General features: G+C 59.5%; 23 protein-coding genes. 12 read left to right on the forward strand and 11 right to left on the reverse strand.

Annotated elements, in window-relative coordinates:
• Positions 1–3: 3 nt before the first annotated feature.
• Together HDE72_RS10195 and HDE72_RS10200 are read right to left on the reverse strand one after the other, a co-directional pair.
• A complete protein-coding gene (locus tag HDE72_RS10195) occupies positions 4–780 on the reverse strand; it encodes an alpha/beta fold hydrolase (RefSeq protein WP_183739896.1) in 777 nt (258 codons plus the stop codon).
• Between the two features lie 160 nt (positions 781–940).
• Complete coding sequence (locus HDE72_RS10200) at positions 941–1,396, reverse strand: MarR family winged helix-turn-helix transcriptional regulator (protein ID WP_183739899.1); 456 nt, start codon at positions 1,394–1,396, stop codon at positions 941–943.
• Positions 1,397–1,653: 257 nt separating this feature from the next.
• Between HDE72_RS10200 and HDE72_RS10205 the strand changes: the two genes are divergently transcribed.
• The 6 genes from HDE72_RS10205 (at position 1,654) to HDE72_RS10230 (ending at position 9,090) form a co-directional block, all read left to right on the forward strand.
• A complete protein-coding gene (locus tag HDE72_RS10205; RefSeq protein ID WP_183739913.1) occupies positions 1,654–2,457 on the forward strand; it encodes a cytochrome C assembly family protein in 804 nt (267 codons plus the stop codon).
• Entirely contained in the window at positions 2,454–2,720 is a 267-nt protein-coding gene (locus tag HDE72_RS10210) for a PP0621 family protein (protein ID WP_183739916.1), read from the forward strand. Before HDE72_RS10205 ends, HDE72_RS10210 begins: the two co-directional genes overlap by 4 nt.
• A gap of 116 nt (positions 2,721–2,836) precedes the next feature.
• On the forward strand, positions 2,837–3,859 hold the full coding sequence (locus HDE72_RS10215; protein ID WP_183739919.1) for a sigma-54 interaction domain-containing protein: 1,023 nt from the start codon (positions 2,837–2,839) through the stop codon (positions 3,857–3,859).
• A gap of 5 nt (positions 3,860–3,864) precedes the next feature.
• A complete protein-coding gene (gene ampD, locus HDE72_RS10220; RefSeq protein WP_183739922.1) occupies positions 3,865–4,476 on the forward strand; it encodes a 1,6-anhydro-N-acetylmuramyl-L-alanine amidase AmpD in 612 nt (203 codons plus the stop codon).
• Positions 4,477–4,870: 394 nt separating this feature from the next.
• The gene (locus tag HDE72_RS10225) at positions 4,871–7,828 is read left to right on the forward strand and encodes a ribonucleoside-diphosphate reductase subunit alpha (RefSeq protein ID WP_183739925.1); all 2,958 of its coding nucleotides are present in this window, start codon (positions 4,871–4,873) and stop codon (positions 7,826–7,828) included.
• A gap of 110 nt (positions 7,829–7,938) precedes the next feature.
• The gene (locus HDE72_RS10230) at positions 7,939–9,090 is read left to right on the forward strand and encodes a ribonucleotide-diphosphate reductase subunit beta (RefSeq protein ID WP_183739928.1); all 1,152 of its coding nucleotides are present in this window, start codon (positions 7,939–7,941) and stop codon (positions 9,088–9,090) included.
• A 216-nt stretch (positions 9,091–9,306) separates the two neighbouring features.
• On the opposite strand, the gene HDE72_RS10235 is transcribed toward HDE72_RS10230, so the two are convergent.
• The gene (locus tag HDE72_RS10235) at positions 9,307–9,636 is read right to left on the reverse strand and encodes a hypothetical protein (RefSeq protein ID WP_183759310.1); all 330 of its coding nucleotides are present in this window, start codon (positions 9,634–9,636) and stop codon (positions 9,307–9,309) included.
• 585 nt (positions 9,637–10,221) lie between these two features.
• Between HDE72_RS10235 and HDE72_RS10240 the strand changes: the two genes are divergently transcribed.
• Together HDE72_RS10240 and HDE72_RS10245 are read left to right on the forward strand one after the other, a co-directional pair.
• Positions 10,222–11,460, forward strand: coding sequence for a transcriptional regulator (locus tag HDE72_RS10240; protein WP_221291224.1), 1,239 nt, complete (start codon positions 10,222–10,224; stop codon positions 11,458–11,460).
• A gap of 83 nt (positions 11,461–11,543) precedes the next feature.
• Positions 11,544–12,074: a YggT family protein gene (locus tag HDE72_RS10245; protein ID WP_311735214.1), complete on the forward strand. Its 531-nt coding sequence runs from the start codon at positions 11,544–11,546 to the stop codon at positions 12,072–12,074.
• Between the two features lie 68 nt (positions 12,075–12,142).
• Here the strand turns inward: HDE72_RS10245 and HDE72_RS10250 are convergent, their stop codons facing one another.
• From HDE72_RS10250 to HDE72_RS10285, 8 genes are all read right to left on the reverse strand, one after another.
• Positions 12,143–13,081 carry a carbohydrate kinase family protein gene (locus HDE72_RS10250; RefSeq protein ID WP_183739933.1) on the reverse strand — a complete coding sequence of 313 codons (939 nt, stop codon included), beginning with the start codon at positions 13,079–13,081 and terminating at the stop codon, positions 12,143–12,145.
• Positions 13,082–13,092: 11 nt separating this feature from the next.
• Positions 13,093–14,334, reverse strand: a complete 1,242-nt coding sequence (locus HDE72_RS10255; protein WP_183739938.1) for a DUF3426 domain-containing protein — start codon at positions 14,332–14,334, stop codon at positions 13,093–13,095.
• A gap of 17 nt (positions 14,335–14,351) precedes the next feature.
• A complete protein-coding gene (prmA, locus tag HDE72_RS10260; protein ID WP_183739942.1) occupies positions 14,352–15,287 on the reverse strand; it encodes a 50S ribosomal protein L11 methyltransferase in 936 nt (311 codons plus the stop codon).
• Positions 15,284–16,699 (reverse strand): acetyl-CoA carboxylase biotin carboxylase subunit, encoded by a 1,416-nt coding sequence (gene accC, locus HDE72_RS10265; protein ID WP_183739945.1) that lies wholly within the window; start codon positions 16,697–16,699, stop codon positions 15,284–15,286. The genes prmA and accC overlap by 4 nt, the downstream gene beginning before the upstream one ends.
• Positions 16,700–16,803: 104 nt before the next feature.
• Complete coding sequence (gene accB, locus HDE72_RS10270; RefSeq protein WP_183739948.1) at positions 16,804–17,265, reverse strand: acetyl-CoA carboxylase biotin carboxyl carrier protein; 462 nt, start codon at positions 17,263–17,265, stop codon at positions 16,804–16,806.
• Positions 17,266–17,355: 90 nt separating this feature from the next.
• A complete protein-coding gene (gene aroQ, locus HDE72_RS10275) occupies positions 17,356–17,793 on the reverse strand; it encodes a type II 3-dehydroquinate dehydratase (protein WP_183674949.1) in 438 nt (145 codons plus the stop codon).
• An 82-nt stretch (positions 17,794–17,875) separates the two neighbouring features.
• A complete protein-coding gene (locus HDE72_RS10280; RefSeq protein WP_183739951.1) occupies positions 17,876–18,439 on the reverse strand; it encodes a TlpA family protein disulfide reductase in 564 nt (187 codons plus the stop codon).
• 17 nt (positions 18,440–18,456) lie between these two features.
• Positions 18,457–19,083 carry a hypothetical protein gene (locus tag HDE72_RS10285; RefSeq protein WP_183739954.1) on the reverse strand — a complete coding sequence of 209 codons (627 nt, stop codon included), beginning with the start codon at positions 19,081–19,083 and terminating at the stop codon, positions 18,457–18,459.
• A gap of 92 nt (positions 19,084–19,175) precedes the next feature.
• On the opposite strand from HDE72_RS10285, the gene mpl reads away from it, so the two are divergent.
• From mpl to HDE72_RS10305, 4 genes are read left to right on the forward strand one after another with little or no spacing between them, the layout of a single operon-like run.
• Complete coding sequence (gene mpl / locus HDE72_RS10290; RefSeq protein WP_183739957.1) at positions 19,176–20,552, forward strand: UDP-N-acetylmuramate:L-alanyl-gamma-D-glutamyl-meso-diaminopimelate ligase; 1,377 nt, start codon at positions 19,176–19,178, stop codon at positions 20,550–20,552.
• Positions 20,549–21,142, forward strand: coding sequence for a YqiA/YcfP family alpha/beta fold hydrolase (locus HDE72_RS10295; RefSeq protein ID WP_183739960.1), 594 nt, complete (start codon positions 20,549–20,551; stop codon positions 21,140–21,142). The genes mpl and HDE72_RS10295 overlap by 4 nt, the downstream gene beginning before the upstream one ends.
• A complete protein-coding gene (locus tag HDE72_RS10300; protein ID WP_183739963.1) occupies positions 21,139–21,744 on the forward strand; it encodes a chorismate--pyruvate lyase family protein in 606 nt (201 codons plus the stop codon). The genes HDE72_RS10295 and HDE72_RS10300 overlap by 4 nt, the downstream gene beginning before the upstream one ends.
• A 2-nt stretch (positions 21,745–21,746) precedes the next feature.
• Positions 21,747–23,798, forward strand: coding sequence for a ribonuclease catalytic domain-containing protein (locus HDE72_RS10305; RefSeq protein ID WP_183739966.1), 2,052 nt, complete (start codon positions 21,747–21,749; stop codon positions 23,796–23,798).
• The last annotated feature ends 28 nt before the right edge of the window (positions 23,799–23,826 follow it).

Below are 23,826 nucleotides of genomic sequence, written 5' to 3' on the forward strand. Positions count from 1 at the left end.
ATCTTAACGTTTTGCGGCGGCCGCCAGAATGACTTCGGCTACCTGTTTCGGCTGCGACAGCATAGGCACATGGCTGGTTTGCAAGACGGTGGTGACGGCATGCAACTTCTTGGCAAACGCCTGTTCCAGTTCCGGCGCGATCATGCGGTCCTTGGCGGAGACGATGTAATAGTTCGGTTTGTTTTTCCAGGCGGCAACCGTGGTCTTGTCGGCAAAGGCCTTGGCCTGGATAGGACCTTGCGTGACGGCCATCAAGCGGGTGGTCGCGGCCGGCAAGTCCTGGGCGAAATTGAGGCGCAGCGATTCTTCGGGCAGATACAGGAAGCCGGATGCATCGGCTTTCAGGGTCGCGCTGCCCGGCGGCGTCGGGTAATCCTTGCCCAGGTCGCCCGACGCTTCGCCTTCGGACGGCGCGAACGCCGCTACATATACCAGCGCCTTGACCTTGTCGCTGGTGCCCGCTTGCGTGATCACGGTGCCGCCCCAGGAGTGGCCGACCAGGATCACGCGGCCCGTCTGGGCGTCGATCACGCGCTGCGCGGCGGCCACATCGTCGGCCAGCGAGGTGAGCGGATTTTGCACGGCCACCACTTTCAAGCCTTTGGCCTGCAGCAAGGGGATGACTTTGTCCCAGCTGGAACCGTCGGCAAACGCGCCGTGCACCAGTACCACGGTGGTGTCTTCCACCGGCGCCGTGCTGGCAGCCTGGGCTGGTGCGAGAGCGGCGGCAGAGAGGATGGCGGAAGCGAGCAGGGCGGATTTGAGTGTGCTGTGCGGCATGGTGTGACTCCTGTGTTGTTGGATAGAGGTAATTAATTAGCGCGCTAAATAATTTCCATGTAAAACATGGAAACCGGCAGCGCATGCAGGGAACAATAGCGCACTAATCATTAGCGTGCAATATATTTTTACGCCGCAGATGTCTGCGGCACGATCGGGCTTAGTTATCCACCTGCTTGCCCAGTTGGGTATTGAGTTTGCGCAAGCCTTCCATCATGACCGTGAATTCTCCGGCGATGCTGCTGCAATTGGCGGCGATGGTGGGATCGATGCTGGCGCAGGCACTGCGCAGCTGGCGGCCCGCTTCCGTCAAGGTCAGCACGCGGTTGCGCTCGTCGCGCGGGTCGCGGTTGCGCAGCAGATAACCTTCCGCTTCCAGGCGCTTGACCAGCGGCGTGATGGAGCCGGAATCTTGCTGCAGACGGGCGGCCAGGTCCTTGATGCCCAGGCCTTCCTGTTCCCACAGCACCAGCATCACCAGGTATTGCGGATAGGTCAACTTGAGCGCGCTCAGCATCGGCTTGTATAACTGGGTCATTTTCAGCGAGGTGGCATACAGCTGAAAACACAGTTTATCGTCCAGGCTGGACGGTGGGGGAGAGCTCGATGTGGCCATGGCAAAACAATCAAAGACGGTGATGGTGCCAGACTAACGGCAATTGGCGTATTTGTCGATGCGCGCACTTGTCAGCTATCTATATAGTCATCATGAAAGATTGTGTAATTCTTGAGGGCGGGCCACCCCGTCCGCTCTCAGGCACGATATCATGGCAGCCTATCTGCGCATGCTGGCTGGCGTTGCCCTTGCCCGCCTGCCATGCCGCTTTATCCTGTCCTGAATCGCGCTTGCCGGCTATGGTGTAAACTTAAAACATGCAGACTTATTTCTTTCTCCTCGCCGCAGTTCTTTATGCGGTGTGCGCCGTGCTTCCTTCGTCGCGGGGACGGCTGATTGCCGCGCTGACGGGGGTCGCCTGGCTGGCGCATGGCTATACGCTGTGGTTGGACTTGATGGCGCCAGGCACCTTGCGCTTCGGTTTTTCCGCCATGCTGTCGGCCGCGCTATGGGTGTCAGTGGGCGCTTACTGGGTAGAGAACCGCAATTTCAGCCTCGATGGCTTGCGCCGCCTGGTGATGCCGAGCGCTGTCGTCGCCGTGCTGCTGGCGTGGGTCTTTCCTGGCAGCCAGGTCAGCATGGAAGGCAAGTCGGCCGTGTTCGGCTGGCATATCGCCATCGCCGTACTGGCTTACAGCACCTTGACGATTGCTGCCTTTCACGCCGTGCTGATGGCTTTGCAAGAGTCGCGCCTGCATACGCGCAGCGAGCGCCGGGGGTTCTTTTCCAGCGCGCTCGATCAGCTGCCTGCCTTGCTGACGATGGAAAAGATGTTGTTTCGCATGATAGGCCTGGGCTTTGTCTTGCTGAGCCTGACCGTTTTGTCGGGCATCGTCTTTTCCGAGCAGTTATTTGGCACCGTCTTGAGCTGGGATCACAAGTCGGTGTTTACCATGATGTCGTGGCTGCTGTTCGCTGCGCTGCTGGCCGGACGCCGTTTGCGTGGCTGGCGCGGCAAGACAGCCCTGAGTTTTACCCTGGCTGGTTTCGCCACCTTGCTGCTGGCCTACGTCGGCAGCCGTTTTGTACTGGAAGTGGTTTTACACCGAGGATTTGCATGACACGATTTTTATTTTGGCTGGCGCTGGCGTTCCTGGTGCTGTTTGCGATCCGCAGCAAGATCCGCGGCTTGCAGCAGCGCGCACGCTCGCAACAGCAGCAACAGCCGCCCCATCCGTTTGCGCAAGCAAACCGCCGCGTCGAGGAATTACCCGACGCCGAGCAGATGCTGTGCTGCGCCCATTGCGGCGTATATTATCCGGCTTCCGAAAACGTGCCCGCCAAGGGTCACGATTATTGCAGCCACGCCCACGCCACCATCTAAGCCGGCTGCGTTGCGCCATTCTTCATTGCTCATCCGTACCGTAACGTTCCCTTCCACGCAGCAGGCGTAGCATCTGTCGACAGCGAGTCACACTCGTTTTCGCAGAAAGGCTAGCCATGTCCAAGCCCCATATCCTGGTCGCCGGCGAGCATGCCGCGCCGCCGCAGCTGTGTGGAGATTCTGCCTCCATGCAGGCGTTGCGCGCACAAATCAGCCGTATCGCCCGTTGCACCGCACCGGTGGCCATCCGTGGCGAATCGGGCAGCGGCAAGGAATTGGCGGCGCGCGCCATCCATGCACAAGGCGCGCGCGCCGGCGGGCCGTTTGTCGCCGTCAATTGCGGCGCGATCCCGGAAGCGCTGATGGAGGTGGAATTCTTTGGCTGCCGCGCCGGCGCCTACACGGGTGCGCTGCATGAACGCCAGGGTTTGTTCCAGGCGGCCGATGGCGGCAGCCTGCTGCTCGATGAAGTGGACGACTTGCCGCTGGCCATGCAAGTCAAGCTCTTGCGTGTCTTGCAAGAACGCCGCGTCTGCAAGCTCGGTGGCAGTAGCGACGAGGCGGTCGATGTGCGCATATTGTGCGCCAGCCAGCAGGGATTGGCGCGCGGCGTGGCCGCCGGCACGTTTCGTCAGGACTTGTATTACCGGCTCAATGTGATCGAACTGGCCGTGCCGGCGCTGCGTGAACGGCTGGGCGATCTGGAGGTATTATGTCGTACGATACTGCTGCGCCTGGCGCCGCGGCTCGCCGTGATGCTGGCGCCCGGCGTGCTGGCGCTGCTGGCTCGCCATGGTTTTCCCGGCAATGTGCGCGAACTGGAAAACCTGCTGGAACGGGCGCTGGCCTTTGCCGATGGTGGCGTCATTACGCCTGATGGCCTGGGCTTGCCGTCGCCGGCGGCCGTGCTGCCTTTAAAACCGGTGGCGCTGGAGCGGCAACTGTGCTTGCCCGGCATGGGGAAATCGGAGGCGCCGGTGGTGCCGCTGGCCCAGTATTTATGCCAGGCCGAGCGCGAGATGATTCTGCTGGCGCTGCGGCAAAGCCGTTATCACCGCGCGCGGGCGGCGCAGCAACTGGGCATCAGCGTGCGCCAGTTGCGCTACAAGATGCAAAAATTGAATTTACAGGAGTCGTGAACCCGATGCAGGCATGGAAGATAGATGAGGACGGCTGGTGCGACGGCGCCGTACGTTATGACTCGCCTTATTGCGATGCGCGCCCTGAGGGCGTGGAAATCGACTTGCTGGTGATCCATAACATCAGTTTGCCGGCCGGCCATTTTGGCGGACCGCATGTGTCGGACTTGTTTACCGGCCGCTTGGATTATAATGCCGATCCTTCTTTCGCTGACCTGTGTGGTTTGCAGGTATCGGCGCACTTTTTTGTGCGGCGCGATGGTGCGCTGGTGCAATATGTTTCGACTGATCAACGCGCATGGCATGCCGGCACGTCCACGTTTGAGGGACGCCCGCAGTGCAATGCCTATTCCATCGGTATCGAAATGGAAGGCTCTGACTTCCAGCCCTTCCAGCCTGAGCAATACCGCGTCCTGCTGGCGCTGACGGCGGCGCTGGCCCGGCGCTACCCGCTGGCCCAGGTGCGTGGCCATGAACATATCGCAGCGGGAAGAAAGACCGATCCGGGGCCGTTTTTTGACTGGGATGCGTACCAGCAAAGCTGGCAGCTGGCCTTGCGCGGGCAGCCTGCGTTAGTGCTTACTACGCGGGCGCTGGGCTTCCCATCCGTAGTCTGAAAAGTCAATCGAAATCGTGCTGAAAAGTACAAAAAATTAGCCTGATCCGTGCCTGAAAAGTATTGCGAATGCTTTCGATGGGCACTACAATTAGTACATAACTTAGAGCTCTTCACTAAATGTAGTGCCATCACAGACGTTTTCAGAATTATTATCAAAGCTGCCCTGATTGCCGGTTTGGCATGCGGGGACTAGCGGTTTATTACCCTTGATCGTGTTGTACGCCAGCCGGAATTGGGTCTGGGCGGTTTCAATCCTGTACGGCCTTGTGCATTACATATTTGCATTTTAGTAACAATATTATCTGAAGCCATCCGGAACATCGGACCTTCTATTCAACAACACACGCGGCAGCAAAACTGCAGGCTGACTTTAGCTGACAACGGGAGCTTCAATGCAATCACCTCAAGATATTTCCATCCATCCAACGCCAGTATCGCCAGCGCCCGGCGCGGCACATAGCGTTGCGAGTACGGGCGCGGCCCTGGGCGACTATCGCATCATCCGCCGCAATGGTGCGGTGGTGGCATTTGAGCCTTCGAAGATCGCCATCGCGATGACCAAGGCGTTTCTGGCCGTCAACGGCGGCCAGGGCGCAGCCTCGGCGCGCATCCGTGAACTGGTCGAGCAATTGACCGACGGCGTGGTGAACGCGCTGGTGCGACGTCATCCAGGCGGCGGCACCTTCCATATTGAAGATGTGCAAGACCAGGTCGAACTGTCGCTGATGCGTTCGGGCGAACACGATGTGGCGCGCGCCTACGTGCTGTACCGCGCCAAGCACATGGAAGAGCGACGCCTGCAGAAGGAAGCGCAAGGCGGTTCCGCACAAGTTGCTGCACCACAACTGAACGTCACGGACAACGGCGTACGCCGTTTGCTGGACATGCAGGAAGTGCGCGACCTGATCAACGCTGCCTGTGCCGGCCTGGAAAAGCACGTCGATGCCGACGCCATCCTGGCTGAAACGGTAAAAAACCTGTACGACGGCGTGCCAGTCGAAGAACTGCACAAGTCGGCCATCCTGGCAGCGCGCGCGCTGATGGAAAAAGACCCGGCCTACAGCCAGGTCACGGCCCGCATCCTGCTGCATACGGTGCGTAAAGAGGTGTTTGGCAAGGAAGTGCCGCAAGCGGCCGCTGCCGCCGAATACCTGACGTATTTCCCTGCTTACATCGCCAAGGGTATCACCGCCGAACTGCTGAACCCGGTACTTGCCAGTTTCGACCTGGAGCGCCTGGCCAAAGCCATCGTGGCGGACCGCGACTTGCAATTTGGCTACATCGGCCTGCAAACCCTGTATGACCGCTACTTCCTGCATATCAGCGACGTGCGCATCGAAATGCCGCAGGCTTTCTATATGCGCGTGGCGATGGGCCTGGCATTGAACGAGTCGGACCGCGAAGCGCGCGCCATCGAGTTCTACAGCCTGCTGTCCTCGTTCGACTTCATGAGCTCGACGCCGACCCTGTTCAACTCGGGCACCCTGCGCTCGCAGCTGTCGTCGTGCTACCTGAGCACCGTGTCCGATGACCTGGAAGGCATCTACGACGCAATCAAGGATAACGCGCTGCTGGCCAAATACGCCGGCGGTCTGGGTAACGACTGGACGCCAGTGCGCGCCCTGGGCGCCCACATCAAGGGCACCAACGGCAAGTCGCAAGGCGTCGTGCCGTTCCTGAAAGTCGTCAATGACACGGCCGTGGCCGTCAACCAGGGCGGTAAACGCAAGGGCGCCGTCTGCGCCTACCTGGAAACCTGGCACATGGACATCGAGGAATTCCTCGACCTGCGCAAGAACACGGGCGACGACCGCCGCCGCACCCACGACATGAACACGGCCAACTGGATTCCGGACATGTTCATGAAGCGCGTGATGGAAAAAGGCGACTGGACCCTGTTCTCGCCGAGCGAAACGCCAGACTTGCACGATAAAGTCGGCAAGGCCTTTGAAACGGCTTACCTGGGCTACGAAGCCAAGGCTGCGGCCGGCGAAATCCGTTCGTTCAAGAAGATTGCTGCGCTGGACCTGTGGCGCAAGATGCTGTCGATGCTGTTTGAAACCGGCCATCCATGGATCACCTTCAAGGATCCTTGCAACATCCGCAGCCCGCAGTCGCACGTTGGCGTGGTTCACAGCTCGAACCTGTGCACGGAAATCACCCTGAACACCAGCGCCGACGAAATCGCCGTCTGCAACCTCGGTTCCGTGAACATGCCGGCGCACATGAAAGAAGGCAAGCTCGATCACGTCAAGCTGGCCAAGACCGTGCGCACCGCGATGCGCATGCTGGACAACGTGATCGACATCAATTACTACGCAGTCGATAAAGCGCGCAATTCGAATATGCGCCACCGCCCGGTCGGCATGGGCATCATGGGCTTCCAGGATTGCCTGCACATGATGCGCATCCCGTTCGCCTCGAACGACGCCGTGTCGTTTGCCGATACATCGATGGAAGCGGTGTGCTACTACGCCTACCTGGCGTCGACCGAGCTGGCTGAAGAGCGCGACCGTTACGAAACCTACGCCGGTTCGCTGTGGGACCGTGGCATCCTGCCGCAAGATTCGGTCAAATTGCTGGCTGAAGAGCGCGGCGGCTACCTGGAAGTCGATTCCTCGTCGGCCATGGACTGGACTCCGGTGCGTGAGCGTATCGCCAAATTCGGCATGCGCAACTCGAACTGCGTGGCGATTGCGCCAACGGCAACGATCTCGAACATTATCGGCGTCTCGGCCTGTATCGAGCCGACGTTCCAGAACTTGTACGTGAAATCGAACCTGTCGGGCGAATTCACCGAAATCAACGGCTACCTGGTACGTGACCTGAAGGCGCGCGACCTGTGGGATGAAGTCATGATCTCGGACCTGAAATACTTCGACGGCTCGCTGGTCAAGATCGACCGCATCCCGCAAGACCTGCGCGATATCTACGCTACCGCCTTTGAAGTGTCGCCGAGCTGGCTGGTGGAAGCAGCGTCGCGCCGCCAGAAGTGGATCGACCAGGCGCAGTCGCTGAACATCTACATGGCTGGCGCTTCGGGCAAGAAACTGGACGAAACCTACAAGCTGGCATGGCTGCGTGGCCTGAAAACCACCTACTACCTGCGTACCATCGCCGCCACCCACATGGAGAAATCGACCTCCAAGACCGGCGCCCTGAACGCCGTGGCAGTCGATGGCGGCATGTCGGCCAGCGCCCACAGCGCAGCGGCAGCAGCAGCTGCAGTCGCGGCAGCTGCGCCAGCGGTGGCGCCAGTGGTCGCAGCGGCAGCGGACGACGCCGATGGCGAAGCTTGCTACCTGCGTCCGGGAGATGATGGCTTTGAGGAATGCGAAGCCTGCCAGTAAGATTGCCAATAAGGTTGCCAATTCGCCTGCTGAGGTAATGGCCAGCCCGGCTATCGGGCTGGCAGACTGTTTTCAAGACCGGATTACCGGTAAATAAAGGAAGAATAATTATGTCGTTGTCATGGGATGATGAAGCCACGCCGGCCGCTGTGCCGCGTTCGGCGCAGCAAGCGCCGCTGGGAAATACCGATTTGAACCTGGCTGCGGGCGCCGAGCCGTCCGAAGCGAATGCCGAGCAAGTGGCGCGCCGCGTCAATGCAGATGACAAGCGCATCATCAATGGCAAGACCGACGTCAACCAGCTGGTGCCGTTCAAGTACAAATGGGCGTGGGATAAATACCTGGCCGGTTGCGCCAACCACTGGATGCCGCAGGAAGTGAACATGCAGCGCGATATCGAGCTGTGGAAAAACCCCAACGGCCTGACCGACGACGAACGCCGCCTGGTCAAGCGCAACCTGGGCTTCTTCGTCACCGCCGACTCGCTGGCCGCCAACAACATCGTGCTGGGCACCTATCGCCACATCACGGCCCCCGAGTGCCGCCAGTACCTGCTGCGCCAGGCGTTCGAGGAAGCGATCCACACCCACGCGTATCAATACATCGTTGAATCGCTGGGCCTGGACGAAGCGGAAATCTTCAACGCCTACAACGAAGTCAAGTCGATCCGTGACAAGGACGAGTTCCTGATCCCGTTCATCAACACCCTGACCGACCCGGCTTTCACCACCGGCACGATTGAAAACGACCAGAAGCTGCTGAAATCGCTGATCGTCTTTGCCTGCCTGATGGAGGGCTTGTTCTTCTACGTCGGCTTCACGCAAATCCTGGCGCTGGGCCGCCAGAACAAGATGATGGGCGCGGCAGAACAGTATCAATACATCCTGCGCGACGAATCGATGCACTGCAATTTCGGTATCGACTTGATCAACACCGTGAAAATGGAAAACCCGCAGCTGTGGACCGCCGAGTTCCGCGAAGAGATCAAGCAGCTGTTCCTGAAAGCCGTCGACCTGGAATACGCGTATGCCGAAGACACCATGCCACGCGGCGTGCTGGGCCTGAACGCACCGATGTTCAAGGGCTACCTGCGCTTCATCGCCAACCGCCGCGCGCAACAGATCGGCATCGAGCCAATGTTCGCCCAGGAAGAAAACCCCTTCCCGTGGATGAGCGAAATGATCGACATGAAGAAAGAGCGTAACTTCTTCGAAACGCGCGTGACCGAGTACCAGACCGGCGGCGCGCTGAACTGGGAGTAAGCGGAAGTAGTATCAAGCGCCCATCTGAATGGCACTGGCAAGACCAAAGGCCTCGCAATGCGAGGCCTTTTTTTTATTCGCACGTGTCGTCAATGCGACGCGCATGGATAGCCCAGCGCACGCTATCATCATGATACAGGTCTGTGCATGCAGGCCCGCGTGACAGGGGGGCCTGGGCCGGCAATCTGTCGACGCCTGCACTGCCGCCGACAGGCATCATTCATCACCGCGTTCATTGCCTCTGCGATGCGCATTTGTCTGTTCAATCGCGATGCCGGATGGCGTATTTTTATACGGCGTTTTTTCATCCCGCATCGGCGTGGCAGTACAAGGGATCGTGGACTTGACCTTATGGCGACTGTCGCCGATAGTGAATAGAGTCTGCCTGGCATCTGGCTTTGGTGCTGAAAAAATCCAGCCCGAAAACTCGCCCGGATAAATGCGCTCCATTTTGCGAGGCCGGAAAACGCAGCCATTTTTTTCGCCGCACCGATGCTGTCGCAGCGCGATTTTTTTGATGAAAGGAGTCGCCGCGTCGCGCGCCAAAAATACCGTTTCCGCGCATGCCGGAGACGGCATTTACGGCGCGATTGTACGATAGCGCGCGTATCGTGCAAAAAAGCCCGTGAAAACATGTCGTGCCGGTTGCGCAGCGACAAGGTTTTCGTGTACTTTATGAGATTGCGAATGCGAGCGTTAGAATGCGGGGTTTTTTAACCAGCGCGGTGACGATAAAACCTCGCTAATCAGGGATACAGATTTACACGGATATGCACAAAACCACACCGTTTTCGTCTGCCGCCGTGCCCGAATTTTTTCAGGCATGGCGGTTTTTTATTTGACGAATGGTGTTGTGGCGAGCGCGATGCGAGGGGCGTAAAACGCACGGCATCGAAAACGATATGACCGAATTCAGACTTTGCCACCAGCTGCGAGATCAAGCAGGGTGGCACCGACGATGGCTGAAGTGCTGCAAACGTGAGGAGTTGCAGCAGTTCAGCTGGTGCCGAATTCATTAGCGCAAACGAGTGTTTGTGCCGATGAATAATTCGCCTGGCCTATCCCCGTGGTGGGTCGGACGGGTTTAAATCTTGTAGCTTAAATTTCTCATCTCAGATGAAGGAGAGACAAATGGCAACAGCCGCTAAGAAATCAGAAGTAAAGAAACCAGCCGCCAAGGCTGCTCCTGCCGCGAAGAAGCCGGCAGTCGCAGCAAAAACGGTTGCCGCTAAACCAGCTGCCAAAGCCGCAGCGAAACCAGCAGCCAAACCAGCAGCTAAGCCGGCCGCCAAAGCCGTCGCCAAACCTGCTGCCAAGCCAGCAGCAAAAGCAGCCGCCAAGCCAGCAGCGAAAGCCGCTGTCAAAGCTGTCGCCAAGCCAGCTGCCAAGGTTGTGGCAAAAGCCGCAGCGAAACCAGCCGCCAAACCAGCCGTGAAAAAAGCCGCAGCGAAACCTGCAGCCAAGCCAGCGGCAAAGGCAGCCGCCAAGCCAGCGGCAAAAGCAGCAGCCAAACCTGCAGCAAAAGCTGTCGCCAAGCCAGCCGTGAAAAAAGCGGCAGCCAAGCCGGCAGCGAAAGCAGCAGCGAAACCTGCAGCCAAGCCAGCAGCGAAAGCAGCGACCAAGGTAGCCGCCAAGCCAGCAGCGAAAAAAGCAGCCGCCAAGCCAGCCGCAAAAGCAGCAGCCAAACCGGTAGCGAAAGCAGCAGCCAAGGTAGCAGCCAAGCCAGCGGCTAAAAAAGCCGTTGCCAAGCCAGCAGCGAAAGCAGCCGCCAAACCGGTAGCGAAAGCAGCCGCCAAGCCAGCAGCTAAAAAAGCCGTTGCCAAGCCAGCAGCCAAAGCGGCAGCGAAACCTGCAGCAAAAGCAGCAGCCAAGCCAGCAGCCAAAGCGGTAGCGAAACCTGCAGCAAAAGCAGCAGCCAAGCCGGCGGCCAAAGCGGCAGCGAAACCTGCAGCCAAGCCAGCAGCGAAAGCAGCAGCCAAGCCTGCAGCGAAGGCAGCAGCCAAGCCAGCGGCCAAAGTGGCAGCCAAGCCGGCAGCAAAAGTCGCAGCGAAACCTGCGGCCAAGCCAGCGGCTAAAGCTGTCGCCAAGCCTGCAGCCAAGCCCGCGGCGAAAGCAGCAGCCAAACCTGCAGCCAAACCTGCCGCCAAGCCTGCAGCTGCCCCAGTGGCCGCTGCAGCACCGGTAGCAGCGCCTGCCGCAGCGGCACCAGCCGTAGCAGCCAAGCCTGCCGTCAAGAAGGCCGCGCCTAAAAAAGCCGCGCCGAAGAAGGTAGAAGCCGCCAAGCCATCGGCGCCTATCGCACCTGTAGCAAAAACCGTGTTGGCTCCGGCTGCCGCCTGGCCATTCCCAACCAGTACCCGTCCGTCGTAATTCGAACGTTTCGGGTGCCTGGATGAGGCAACACGCCGCTGTGTGACGTAATCACACAGCGGTTTTTTTTTGGAGAATTATTCGTGCTCACTATCCTTACATTGATCGTTGATACCATAGCCACTCTGCTGGGCGGGGTTTTACTGCTGCGCTTCTGGATGCAGGCCGTGCGCGTGCGGCCACCCTCGTCGGTGGCCCAATTCACGTTTCAATTGTCCGACTGGCTGGTGCGCCCCTTGCGCCGCGTCGTGCCTGGCGTGGGCGGATATGACTGGGCTAGCCTGATCGGCGCCTTTTTGGTCGTCTTGCTGGCCAGCTCGGTCTGGTTTATCGCCGGCTACCCATTCGAAGCCGTGCTGCTGAGGGCCTTGCAGCGCTTCCTGCAATGGATATTGTATGGTTTCATGGCCCTGCTGATCATCGAAGCCATTTTCAGCTGGGTGAACCCGCATGCGCCACTGGCGCCGTTTGTGCGGGCCTTGAACGAGCCACTGCTGCGTCCGCTGCGCCGCGTGGTACCGCTGGTGGGTAATCTGGATTTGTCGCTGCTGGTCGCGCTGATCCTGTTGCAGATCGCGCAAATTCTGGTGGGGATGATTTTCGGCGGGAGGTAAGGCGAGTAAGTCTGCTTGAACGGGGTCAGGCGCGCGGGACTTGGCGTCCCCGCCTGACCCCGGCATCATTAATAGCGGTAGCCAAACGCCGCTTCAAACTGGTCGGCAATGCTGGCCGGCGTAAATACATGGTTTTGCGCGCCCTGGGTGGCGATCTTGATGGATCCCACCAGGCTGGCCAGGCGGCCGCTGGTTTCCCAGCCCAGGTCGTTGGTAATGCCGAACAGCAAGCCGGCGCGGTAGGCGTCGCCGCAGCCGGTCGGATCCAGCACTTCTTTGGCAGCCACGACAGGAATGTCGATGCGCTTGCCGCCCGTATAGATTTCCGAACCTTTTTCACCGCGCGTGACGATCAGCGCTTCCAGGCGGTTGGCGATCTCTTCCAGGCTCAAACCCGTGCGCTCGATCATCATTTCGATTTCATAATCGTTGGCCGACACATAAGTAGCCTTGTTGATGAAGTCAATCAATTGCTCGCCGTTGAAGCGTGGCAATTGCTGGCCTGGATCAAACATGAAGGGAATGCCCAGCTCAGCCAGGTCGGCGGCGTGCTTGAGCATGCCCTGGTCGCCGTCTGGCGAGATGATGGCGATCCTGGCCGGGCCGGCATTGGCAATCGGGTTTTCATGCGCGAAGGACATGGCGCCTGGATGGAAGGCATTGATCTGGTTATTGTCCGCATCGGCCGTGACGAAGCACTGGGCGTTGTAGCTGTCAGCCTTGATCATGATGTTGGCAGTGGAAATGCCCAGCTTTTGCAGGCGCTCCAGATAGGCGGCGCTGTCCTGGCCCATGACGCCGACGATGCGCGGGTCGCCGCCCAGCATTTTCAGGCTGTAGGCGATATTGCCCGAGCAGCCGCCGAACTCGGTGCGCATGGTGGGCACGAGGAAGGAAACATTGACTTTGTGCAACTGGTCTGCCAGCAGGGATTCGCTGAAGCGGCCAGGAAATTGCATGATGGTGTCGGTGGCGAGGGAGCCGCAGATCAACGATGTTTTGGTCATGATAGTGTCTGTTAGGGGTAGAAGATGGCGATATGGTAGCCAGCCGCCGTGAGCTGGTCTAATGAAAAATACAATTTGATGCTTTGTTCGGAACGCGCTGCAAAGCCCTTGGCCACCTCGGCGCCAGCCGGCAGATAGTCGCGCGGACCGATCACGCGGCGCACGACGGGCTTGTCATTGCCGTCATTGAGGATCAGCTCGATGCTGGGCCAGGCCTGCACATTGCGGCTCTGGTTGCGCAGCAGGGAGACATAGGAAAACGTATTCGGCGCCAGGGTTTGCAATTCGCCCTGCTCGACGGACAGCGCTTCGATTTGCGCCGGCAAGTCGACCTTGCAGCCGCTCAGCGAGCACACGGCGAGCAGCGCCGGCTTTAATTCAGGAAATTGCGCCGCCAGCGGATTGCGGAAGGTGGTCATGCCCTGCAGTAATAACAGCAGCAACAGCAGCACGCTGCCCACGGCCATGGCCACGCGCATGGCCTTGCCGCTTTGCTCGCGGCGCCGTCCCTGGGTGACAAAGGCGGGCTCGTCGGCGGTGATGTCGGCCGGTGTTGCGCTGATGGGCTCAAATACAGGCTCAAATACCGGTTCCTGAGGCTGCAACAGCGGCGCATGCTCGCCCAGGACAGGTTCCTGGCGCGCACTGGCGGCCGCAATGAAAATGGGTTCCAGCGCGGTTTCCGGTTCTGCTGCCGATTCTTGCTCTGGTTCCACTGGCGCTGCGATAGCCGCTACAGTCACCGGCGCTTGAACGGTCTCGTCCGCTTCTGCCTGCGGACGGCTGCTGCGCAAATACGTGGCAAAGGCGGGCGCCTCATCGACCTGGCGGCGCTTGAAGGGCGCCATCGGCACCGGCAGTGGCTCGGGCTCGGGCGCTGCTTCGGTTTTGATCCCGGTCACCGGCGCAGGCGCGCTCACTGGCAGCTCGTCGCCGATATCGAGGTCCAGCTCGATCTTTTCAGCGTCCTCTTCGATCTGCGCCGCGTCGGGCAAGATGCCGAACGGGTCGAAGGACGTGTCGAAATCGAGAGAATAGATGGGTTCGTCATGCACCGCGGAAGCGGCAGGCGCCAGGAAAGCCGGCGCCGATGGTAAAAACGGCAATGCCGCCGCTGGATCGACCAGCGCGGCATTGCCGTCAAAGACTTCTTTGCACGTGCCACAGCGCACGATGCCCCCACGTAATTTCAACTGGTCAGCAGCGACCCGAAATATCGTGTTGCAGTGGGGGCATTTAGTGGCGAGGGCCATTGCTGTGCTGATGCACCTTATGCGCGTGGCGCAGGGGCAGCGTCGGCGCCCAGGCGGCCGTGCAAGGCCACCCAGCCGTCTTGTTCAGCCCACACACCCAACTGGATGAACGGTGCGTAGGCAGCCGCCACTTCTTCGGCCTGGCGTGCCAGCACGCCCGACAGTATCAGCGCGCCGCCGTCGGCGACACGGCCCGACAGCATGGGCGCCATCAATTTCAATGGACTCGACAGGATGTTGGCGACGACGATGTCGAAGCGGCCATCTGCATGGACCGAGGTGGCAAACGTATCTGGCAAGAAATATTCGATCTCGCACTGGTTGCGCTCGGCATTGTCGCGCGCCGATTCGATCGCTTGCGGGTCGATATCGACGCCAGCCACCGTTTGTGCGCCCAGTTTCTTGGCCACCATGGCCAGGATGCCGGAACCGCAACCATAGTCGAGCACGGACTTGCCGGGCGCCGGATATGCTTCCAGCCATTCCATGCACAGGCGCGTGGTCGGGTGGCTACCCGTGCCGAAAGCCAGGCCAGGGTCCAGTTCCAGGATCAGACCGTCCGGGTCCGGTGCTTCGTGCCAGCTGGGCACGACCCAGATATTCTTGCCGATGTGGATAGGCGCAAATTGCGACTGGGTCAAACGCACCCAGTCCTGCTCTTCCACCGCGCGCACGGTAAACGCAGGCGCAACAGCCAGGCCGATGGCGGCCGAGGCTATAGCCACGATGGCGGTCTGGTCGGCGTCGACGTCGGTCAGCGCGACCACGCGGCTGCGTTCCCACGCCGCTTCTTTCGGCTCCATGCCCGGCTCGCCGAACAGCGGCTGCTCGGCATCCGTGCCTTCATCGGCATCTTCCACCGACACCGACAGGGCGCCCGCTTCCATCAAGGCGTCGGACATGGCCTCGGCGTTGTCGCGGGCAATTTCGATGACGATTTCAGTCCAGCTCATACGTCAGCCTTGATTTCAGACTTCTTGGCGATGCTGGGTGCGCCGCCATTCAGGCTCTTGCCCAGGTCCGGCATGTCGGCCAGCTTCTGTTCCAGATAGTGAATATTGGTGCCGCCTTCGATGAAGCGCGCATCGATCATCAATTCGCGGTGCAGGGCGATATTGGTGCTGATGCCTTCGACCACCATTTCGGACAGGGCGATCTGCATGCGGCGGATGGCTTGCTCGCGCGTGGCGCCGTAAGCGATCACTTTGCCGATCATCGAGTCGTAGTGCGGCGGTACATAGTAGCCGGCGTAAGCGTGCGAATCGACGCGGATGCCAGGGCCGCCTGGCGTATGCCACGAAATGATCTTGCCTGGCGACGGCGTAAACTTGAACGGATCTTCTGCATTGATGCGGCACTCGACGGCGTGTCCGGACAGCAGCACGTCGCGCTGGCGGTAACGCAGTTTTTCGCCAGCGGCGATGCGGATCTGTTCTTGCACGATGTCGATGCCGGTGATCATTTCGGTGACCGGATGTTCAACTTGCACGCGGGTATTCATTTCAATGAAATAGAACTCGCCGTTTTCGTACAGGAATTCAAACGTGCCGGCGCCGCGGTAGCCGATCTTGCGGCAAGCTTCGGCGCAACGGTCGCCGATTTTTTCGATCAGCTTGCGTGGGATGCCTGGCGCTGGCGCCTCTTCGATCACTTTCTGGTGGCGGCGCTGCATGGAGCAGTCGCGCTCGCCCAGCCAGACGGCGTTCTTGTGTTCATCGGCGAGGATCTGGATTTCCACGTGGCGTGGATTTTCCAGGTACTTTTCCATATACACTTCAGGGTTGCCGAAAGCGCTGCCCGCTTCAGTCTTGGTCATCGCCACGGCGTTGATCAGTGCAGCTTCGGTGTGTACCACGCGCATGCCGCGGCCACCGCCGCCGCCAGCAGCCTTGATGATGACCGGATAGCCGATCTTGCGTGCAATTTGCACGATGGTTTTAGGATCGTCCGGCAAAGCGCCTTCCGAACCGGGTACGCACGGTACGCCAGCCTTGATCATGGTTTGCTTGGCCGATACTTTATCGCCCATCAAACGGATCGATTCGGAGCGTGGGCCGATGAAGACGAAGCCCGATTTCTCGACGCGTTCGGCAAAGTCGGCGTTTTCCGACAGGAAACCATAGCCAGGGTGGATCGCTTGCGCATCCGTCACTTCAGCGGCGCTGATGATGGCGGGCATGTTCAGGTAGCTCAGGGACGACTGTGCCGGCCCGATACAAACAGATTCATCGGCCAGCTTGACGTATTTTGCGTCCTTGTCGGCTTCGGAGTGGACTACAACCGTTTTGATGCCCATTTCGCGGCAGGCGCGCTGAATACGGAGGGCAATTTCACCACGGTTGGCAATCAGGATTTTTTCAAACATGGTAGGTTCGCGTATGTCTGTGAGAGCCGGGCTAGCCGGCGAAACAACAAGTATGAGGGGCTAAAACTGCAAACGGCCGTTGCCGGCCGTGTGGACAGTGGCTTTTAGCCGATCACAAACAGGGGTTGGCCGAATTCGACCGGCTGGCCGTTTTCAACCAGGATCTGGGTGACGACACCGGCTTTATCCGAGTCGATTTCATTGAGCAGCTTCATCGCTTCGATGATGCACAGGGTATCACCTTCCTTGACGGTGGAACCCACTTCAACGAACGCAGCGCTGCCAGGAGCGGAGGAACGGTAGAAGGTGCCAACCATCGGCGATTTGACGATATAACCGGTCGGCTCGGCGGCAACGACGACGGCAGCGGCTGCCGGTGCGGCGGCTGGCGCGGCAGGGGCATATTGGGCTTGCATGCCTTGCGGCTGCATCATGACCATCTGGTTTTGCGGCATGGCCGACGATTTGACGATGCGTACCTTGCTTTCGCCTTCGGTAACTTCCAGCTCTGCGATGTCCGATTCGGCGACCAGGTCGATCAAGGTCTTGAGTTTTCGTAGATCCATGTAAAACCCCTAGGAATGTAGTTTGTTTTATGAGTGATGCGGTGATGTCGAGAGGCTATCGCCGCGCTAAATGCATGCAGATCGCGTAGATTAACGTGTTTTAAGCGCAAAGTCGATGGCAAACCGATATCCGTCGATACCCAGGCCGCAGATCGTCCCCTGCGCGATCGCGCTGAGAAAAGAGTGATGACGAAACGTTTCGCGTTGATAAATATTCGAGATATGGACTTCCACAAACGGGATGGCGACCCCGGCCAGCGCATCGCGCAAGGCGACGCTGGTATGGGTCAATCCGCCCGGATTGATGACGATGGCGTCTATTCCTTCCGCTCGCGCGGCATGGATGCGATCGATCAGCGCGCCTTCATGGTTGCTCTGAAAGCAGACCAGGTCGGCGCCGGCCGCCATGGCTTGCGCCATTGCTGCCTGCTCGATATCGGCCAAGGTGCTGGCGCCGTAGACCTCAGGCTCCCGCGTCCCCAATAAATTCAGGTTGGGGCCGTTGAGCAGAAGGAGGTTTTTTGCCATGTAAGGAAGACCGTTTTAGCGAAAGTTCCGCATTTTGCCGCCAAAGATACGCATTGGCAAGAGAAAAAAGCACGCTCCGAATTTACAAATTGGCTAGATCAGCACGCAACTGATCAAATTTCAAGCGGCCCAGATAGGTCTTCTTCACCTGTCCATCGGCACCGATCAGCACCGTGAACGGCAAGCCGCCCGTGGTGTTGCCAAAATGACGAGACAAATCGGTGCCGCTCATGCCCGATACATAGACCGGGTAGGCAATCTTGAACTTGCCGGCAAAGGTGGCGATATTGCTGGCCGAATCGATGCCGATACCGATGATTTGCAGGTTCTTGCCGACGTGCTCACCTTGCAATTCCGATAATTCCGGCATTTCTTGCACGCAGGGCGGGCACCACGGCGCCCAGAAGTTCACCAGCAAATTCTTGCCTTTCCATTGCGCCAGGGCTTGCGTGGCGCCAGCGGCGTCGGGCAAGGATAGTGCATACAGCGCGTTGACCGGACCCGTCGTGGCCGCTGCCGCTTCGGGCGCCACGGTCGTCGTGACGGGATCGGCTTTTTCCTTGCTCTTGTTGACGCCCACATAAGCGCCTACCGCGCCAAACAGCAGGGCCACGATGGTGTAGGCAATCAGATTCTTTTTAGTCATGATTATTTAATAGGTATTTATTGAATATCGGGTGAGTCCTGAGCCAGCAGGCTGCGCAGTCCGGCGATGTCGGTACGCAAAACCTTGCCATCGGCGCGTGTCTTCAGGGCGCCGCGCCGGTCATCGATCTCGTACATGGCCACATGCACGCCTTCATTTTTCCACAGAAAGCTGGCCGTCTCGACTGCATCATACCGCGCTCCCTTGAAGTGCGGGCTTTCCGACATATCGAGCAGCACATTTTTATTGAGCAAAAAGATGTGGATATCCTTGGCGCTCTCGGCAAAGAGCTGCAAATAAATCTCGTCGTGCGGCCCGGCCGTGCCATTCAGCACAGCGCCGCTGAGCAAGGGCTGAAATTGTTCCAGCGCTTCCATCACTTGCAGGGCGATCGTGCGCAGCTGGAACAAGCGCGCCGGCTGGCTGTCGGCCAGGAACAGGGCATTGTATAAGCGCAATTGTTCTTCGATCAGTTCATCATCGGGCAGCAGATTGGGGCGGCCTTGTTGCTCGCCCAGGATGTGCCGCGCCGCCTTGCGCTTGGCGCTGCCGTAGTCGGCGCCATCCTGCGCCACCAGGCGCGCGGCAGCCGCAGCGATTTCCAGTCGCAGCTGGGCGCTATCGTCAAATGCATCGTTCGTCATGAACGAGATCATACTCTGAAGCGGTAAAAGTCATGGTGTCGGGTAAAATCCCATACTTCATCCTTTTGTTTCGCGCCACACGCACTGATCACATGCATATTCATATCCTCGGCATTTGCGGTACCTTCATGGGCGGCCTGGCTGTCCTGGCCAAGGAAGCCGGCCATAAAGTCACTGGCTGCGATGCCAACGTTTATCCACCGATGAGCACCCAGCTGGAAGCGCAGGGCATCGAATTGATCCAGGGTTTCGACCCGGAACAGACCAAATTGAATCCGGATCTGTATGTGATTGGTAACGTGGTGTCGCGCGGCAATCCGCTGGTCGAGGAAATCCTGAACCGCAGCCTGCCTTATGTTTCCGGCCCGCAGTGGATGGGCGAACATATATTACGCAACAAGTGGGTGCTGGCCGTGGCTGGCACGCATGGCAAGACGACCACTTCGGCCATGCTGGCGTGGATACTGGAAGACGCCGGCTACGCGCCGGGCTTTTTGATCGGCGGCGTGCCGATGAATTTTGGCATTTCCGCCCGCCTCAGCGGCAAGATCGATGGTAAAAGCGTCGATTCGGACTTCTTCGTCATCGAAGCGGACGAATATGACACGGCTTTCTTCGACAAGCGCAGCAAGTTCGTGCATTACCACGCGAAGACCGCCGTCATGAATAACCTGGAATATGATCACGCCGATATCTTCCCCGATCTGCATGCAATCGAGACCCAATTCCACCATCTGGTGCGCACTGTGCCTGGCATCGGCCGTTTGATTGTCAATGGCGATGAAGCGTCCTTGCAGCGCGTGCTGGAACGCGGCTGCTGGAGCGAGAAGGAAAGTTTCGGTCAAGATGCCAACTGGCAACTGCAAGAGGAAGCCGATGGCAGCTTCGATGTGTATTTCAATGGCCAGAAGGAAGGCCATGTGGCATGGGCGCTGACGGGCAAGCATAACCGCAGCAATGCGCTGGCCGCGATTGCCGCCGCGCGCCATGTCGGCGTGCCCATCAGCCAGGCGTGCGCCTCGCTGGCCAGCTTCGAGAGCGTCAAGCGGCGCATGGAAGTGCGCGGCACCGTCAATGGCATCACCGTCTACGACGATTTTGCCCATCACCCGACGGCGATTGCCACCACCGTGGGCGGCTTGCGCCAGAAAATCAGCACCACCGCCCGTATCCTGGCCGTGCTGGAACCGCGCTCGAACACCATGAAACTGGGCGCCATGAAAGACGCCTTGCCTGGCAGCCTGAAAGACGCCGACCTGGTGTTCGGTTTTGGCAGTCAGCAAGCGCTGGGCTGGAGCCTGGGTGACGCGCTGGCGCCGCTGGGCAATATCGCCAGCGCCTATGAAGATATCGATGCGCTGGTGGCGGCCGTGGTGTCAAACGCCCGTTCCGGCGACCAGATCATCGTCATGAGCAATGGCGGTTTTGGCGGCGTGCACCAGAAGTTGCTGGAGGCCCTGGCCCGATGATTTTGTACCTGCATGGATTCCGCTCGTCGCCGCTGTCGATGAAGTCGCGCCTGCTGGCTGCGCAAATGCAGGTACTGGGGCGTGCAGACGAATGGCTGTGCCCGCAATTGCCCGCCTCGCCGAAACTGGCGATCGCACTGGCGCTGGACCTGGTAAAAAATGTGGCACCAAAGGACCTGACCATCATCGGCTCGTCCCTGGGCGGTTATTATGCTACCTGGCTGGCTGAACAGCTCGGTTGCCGCGCCGTATTGCTGAACCCCGCCATCGTGCCCTTGATTGATCTGGAACAACACGTGGGTGTGACGACCGAGTTCCATTCGGATAAGCCATTCGAATTCAAGCGCGCATATATCGATGAGTTGCGCGGCTTTGCCGTGCCGGTCATTACTCAGCCGCAACGTTACTTCCTGATCGCCGCCACCGGCGATGAAGTGCTCGACTACCGCGACATGCTGGCCCATTATCAGGGCGGACAGCAGACGGTCATCGCCGGCAGCGACCACGGCATCAGCGAGTTTGCCGATTACCTGGCGCCAGTACTGGCTTTTTGCGGTATCGAGCTTGACGCTGAAAGCAGTGCGCAGTGAGGCCCGGTTCGCTGCGACAGGCGCAATGGTATGGGCACGTCAACGCCGTCAATGCGCCGCCGGCCTTGCGCCAGTGGCTGCTGAGTCCGGGTTCCCTGACGGCCAAGCTTAAGGCGCATAGCAATACTTTTCGCGTGCAGTGTTTGCATCAGGAAACATCACGCTGTTTGACTGACGAAGCGGCCAGCATCGGCTTGCACCGTGCGGGGCGCGTGTGGGAGCGCGAAGTGCTGTTGCGCTGCGACGGCCAGCCAGCCGTGTTTGGCCATACGGTGGTGCCCATGCAGGCGACGGCGACGGATTGGCCCTTGTTTTCCGCGCTGGGCGAGCGCTCGCTGGGCACGACCCTGTTTGGCGACCGCATGGTGCGGCGTGGCACACTGGAGTTTGCCCGTTTGCGCGCCGGCCACCCGCTGGTGCAGCGCGTGCAGGCGGCGCTGGCCCAGGAAGGACGCAGCATCGCCGGCCAGGGTTTTATCTTTGCGCGGCGCTGCCTGTATCAGCGCCATCAGGGATTGCTGCTGGTCACGGAACTTTTTTTGCCTGCAGTGCTGGAGCTGACTCGCACTGTTGCAACCGAAACATTAATAAATAAAGCATAACAATGAATCTATTTTTTGAAGAATCCGGCGATTTCAAGGTAGGCACCGTCCTGTCGCAAGCAGGCGAGGCTTACCAGGTGGAAATGGCCAGCGGCAAGCGCACCAAGGTGAAAACCAAGGATGTGCTGCTGCAATATGAAAAACCGGCCCCGGCCGAACTGCTGGAACAGGCGAAAAGCATCGCCGCCGAGATCGATCTCGATTTCCTGTGGGAAGTAGCGGGCGAAGAAGAATTCGGTTTTGCCGAACTGGGAACCGAGTATTTCGGCCACGCGCCGTTGCCAGCGGAAGCGGCTGGCCTGGTGCTGAGCCTGCATTCGGCGCCCGTGTATTTCTACAAGAAGGGCCGTGGCCGCTACAAGGCGGCGCCGGAAGCATCCTTGAAGGCGGCACTGGCCGGTATCGAAAAGAAAAAACAGCAGGCGCTGGTGCAAGCGGGCTATGTGGAAGAACTCAAGCAAAACCGTTTGCCTGCGTCCATGCAGCCCATGGTGCTGCAGTTGCTGTTCAAGCCAGACAAGAACACGGTGGAATACAAGGCGCTGGAAGCGGCCTGCAATGAACTGCACACCACGCCGGCCCGCTTGATGCTGGCCGTGGGCGGTGTTGCCAAGCCGAAAGACTTGCACCTGTCCAAGTTCCTGTTCGAGAATTTCCCCAAGGGCGCCGGTTTCCCGGCCGTGCCCGTGCCTGCCGTGACCAGCAAGTTGCCGCTGGCTGAAGTGGCCGCCTTCTCCATCGATGACGTGACCACCACCGAGATCGACGATGCCTTCTCGGTCCAGCCTTTGCCTGACGGTAAAGTCAAAGTGGGTATCCACATTGCCGCGCCTGGCCTGGGCATCCGTCCTGACGATGTGATCGACAAGATGGCGCGCCAGCGCATGTCCACCGTCTACATGCCGGGCGACAAGATCACCATGCTGCCGGACGAAGTCGTGAACGCCTTTACGCTGGCCGAAGGCACGACTTGCCCGGCGCTGTCGCTGTACGCCACGCTCGATCCGCAAGCGCAGTGGGAAGTCGTGAGCACGGAAACGCGCGCCGAACTGGTGCCGATCGCCAGCAATCTGCGCCACAACCAGTTAGATGACCTGGTCAATGAAGAAACCTTGGCCAGCGGCGAGGGCGAGTATCCGCACAAGGCCGATTTCGCGGTGCTGTGGCAATGGGCGCAGCAGCTGGAACAGGGCCGCATGAAGAAACGCGAAGCGTTTGGCCTGAAGCCGGAGCAAAACAACCGAGTCGATTTCAATTTTTATGTGGAAAACGATATCGTCACCGTGGCCCGCCGCAAGCGTGGCGCGCCGCTGGACAAGATCGTTGCCGAACTGATGATTTTTGCCAACAGCACCTGGGGCAAGATGTTGCACGACCATGGCGTGCCGGGCATCTACCGCAGCCAGGGTGGCGGTAGTGGCAATAGCTGGGCGGCAAAGATGCAGGTGCGCATGGTCACCCATGCAGCTCCGCATCAAGGCCTGGGCGTGGATCAATATGCGTGGAGCACTTCGCCGCTGCGCCGCTATACCGATCTGGTCAACCAATGGCAAATCATTGCTTGCGCCGAACATGGCGTGACGGCGCCGCTGGTGGCCCCGTTCAAGCCGCGCGATGCCAACCTGTTTGCCATCGTTTCGGCCTTTGACGCCGCTTATGCCGCTTATGGCGATTTCCAGTCGAATATGGAACGCTACTGGTGCTTGCGCTGGCTGGCCCAGGAAGAGGCGCGCCAGGTCGAGGCCGTGGTGCTCAAGGACGAGATTTTGCGCCTGGTCGACATTCCGCTGGTCATCAAGCTGCCTGGCATGCCTTCCGTGGCCCGTGGCGCACAGGTGAAACTGGACTTGCTGCGCTGGGATGAGGTGGACCTGACGATCGAAGCGCGTCTGCTGGAAATCGCTGCCGTGCCGGAAGGCACGGCCGATGCAGAACCCGATTATGAGGAAGAGGCGCAAGAAGCTGCCGAAGCAGGTGATGCCGCTGCTGAAGTGGCGCCGGAAGCAGCGGAGCTGGCCAGCGATGCTGTGGCCAGCGAGCCCGAGGAGAAATAAAAACCGGGGGCCGGGTGCGCAGAGGGCA

This window comes from Janthinobacterium saanense (assembly GCF_014200675.1).
GTDB lineage: Bacteria > Pseudomonadota > Gammaproteobacteria > Burkholderiales > Burkholderiaceae_D > Janthinobacterium.

Coding starts and splice junctions, on each gene's coding strand:
- mpl (WP_183739957.1), top strand. CDS start 19,176: ATGCATATTCATATCCTCGGCATTTGCGGTACCTTCATGGGCGGCCTG.
- ampD (WP_183739922.1), top strand. CDS start 3,865: ATGCAGGCATGGAAGATAGATGAGGACGGCTGGTGCGACGGCGCCGTA.
- HDE72_RS10305 (WP_183739966.1), top strand. CDS start 21,747: ATGAATCTATTTTTTGAAGAATCCGGCGATTTCAAGGTAGGCACCGTC.
- HDE72_RS10280 (WP_183739951.1), bottom strand. CDS start 18,439: ATGACTAAAAAGAATCTGATTGCCTACACCATCGTGGCCCTGCTGTTT.
- HDE72_RS10240 (WP_221291224.1), top strand. CDS start 10,222: ATGGCAACAGCCGCTAAGAAATCAGAAGTAAAGAAACCAGCCGCCAAG.
- HDE72_RS10210 (WP_183739916.1), top strand. CDS start 2,454: ATGACACGATTTTTATTTTGGCTGGCGCTGGCGTTCCTGGTGCTGTTT.
- HDE72_RS10285 (WP_183739954.1), bottom strand. CDS start 19,083: ATGACGAACGATGCATTTGACGATAGCGCCCAGCTGCGACTGGAAATC.
- HDE72_RS10225 (WP_183739925.1), top strand. CDS start 4,871: ATGCAATCACCTCAAGATATTTCCATCCATCCAACGCCAGTATCGCCA.
- HDE72_RS10200 (WP_183739899.1), bottom strand. CDS start 1,396: ATGGCCACATCGAGCTCTCCCCCACCGTCCAGCCTGGACGATAAACTG.
- aroQ (WP_183674949.1), bottom strand. CDS start 17,793: ATGGCAAAAAACCTCCTTCTGCTCAACGGCCCCAACCTGAATTTATTG.
- HDE72_RS10295 (WP_183739960.1), top strand. CDS start 20,549: ATGATTTTGTACCTGCATGGATTCCGCTCGTCGCCGCTGTCGATGAAG.
- HDE72_RS10205 (WP_183739913.1), top strand. CDS start 1,654: ATGCAGACTTATTTCTTTCTCCTCGCCGCAGTTCTTTATGCGGTGTGC.
- prmA (WP_183739942.1), bottom strand. CDS start 15,287: ATGAGCTGGACTGAAATCGTCATCGAAATTGCCCGCGACAACGCCGAG.
- accC (WP_183739945.1), bottom strand. CDS start 16,699: ATGTTTGAAAAAATCCTGATTGCCAACCGTGGTGAAATTGCCCTCCGT.
- HDE72_RS10215 (WP_183739919.1), top strand. CDS start 2,837: ATGTCCAAGCCCCATATCCTGGTCGCCGGCGAGCATGCCGCGCCGCCG.
- HDE72_RS10195 (WP_183739896.1), bottom strand. CDS start 780: ATGCCGCACAGCACACTCAAATCCGCCCTGCTCGCTTCCGCCATCCTC.
- HDE72_RS10230 (WP_183739928.1), top strand. CDS start 7,939: ATGTCGTTGTCATGGGATGATGAAGCCACGCCGGCCGCTGTGCCGCGT.
- accB (WP_183739948.1), bottom strand. CDS start 17,265: ATGGATCTACGAAAACTCAAGACCTTGATCGACCTGGTCGCCGAATCG.
- HDE72_RS10250 (WP_183739933.1), bottom strand. CDS start 13,081: ATGACCAAAACATCGTTGATCTGCGGCTCCCTCGCCACCGACACCATC.
- HDE72_RS10255 (WP_183739938.1), bottom strand. CDS start 14,334: ATGGCCCTCGCCACTAAATGCCCCCACTGCAACACGATATTTCGGGTC.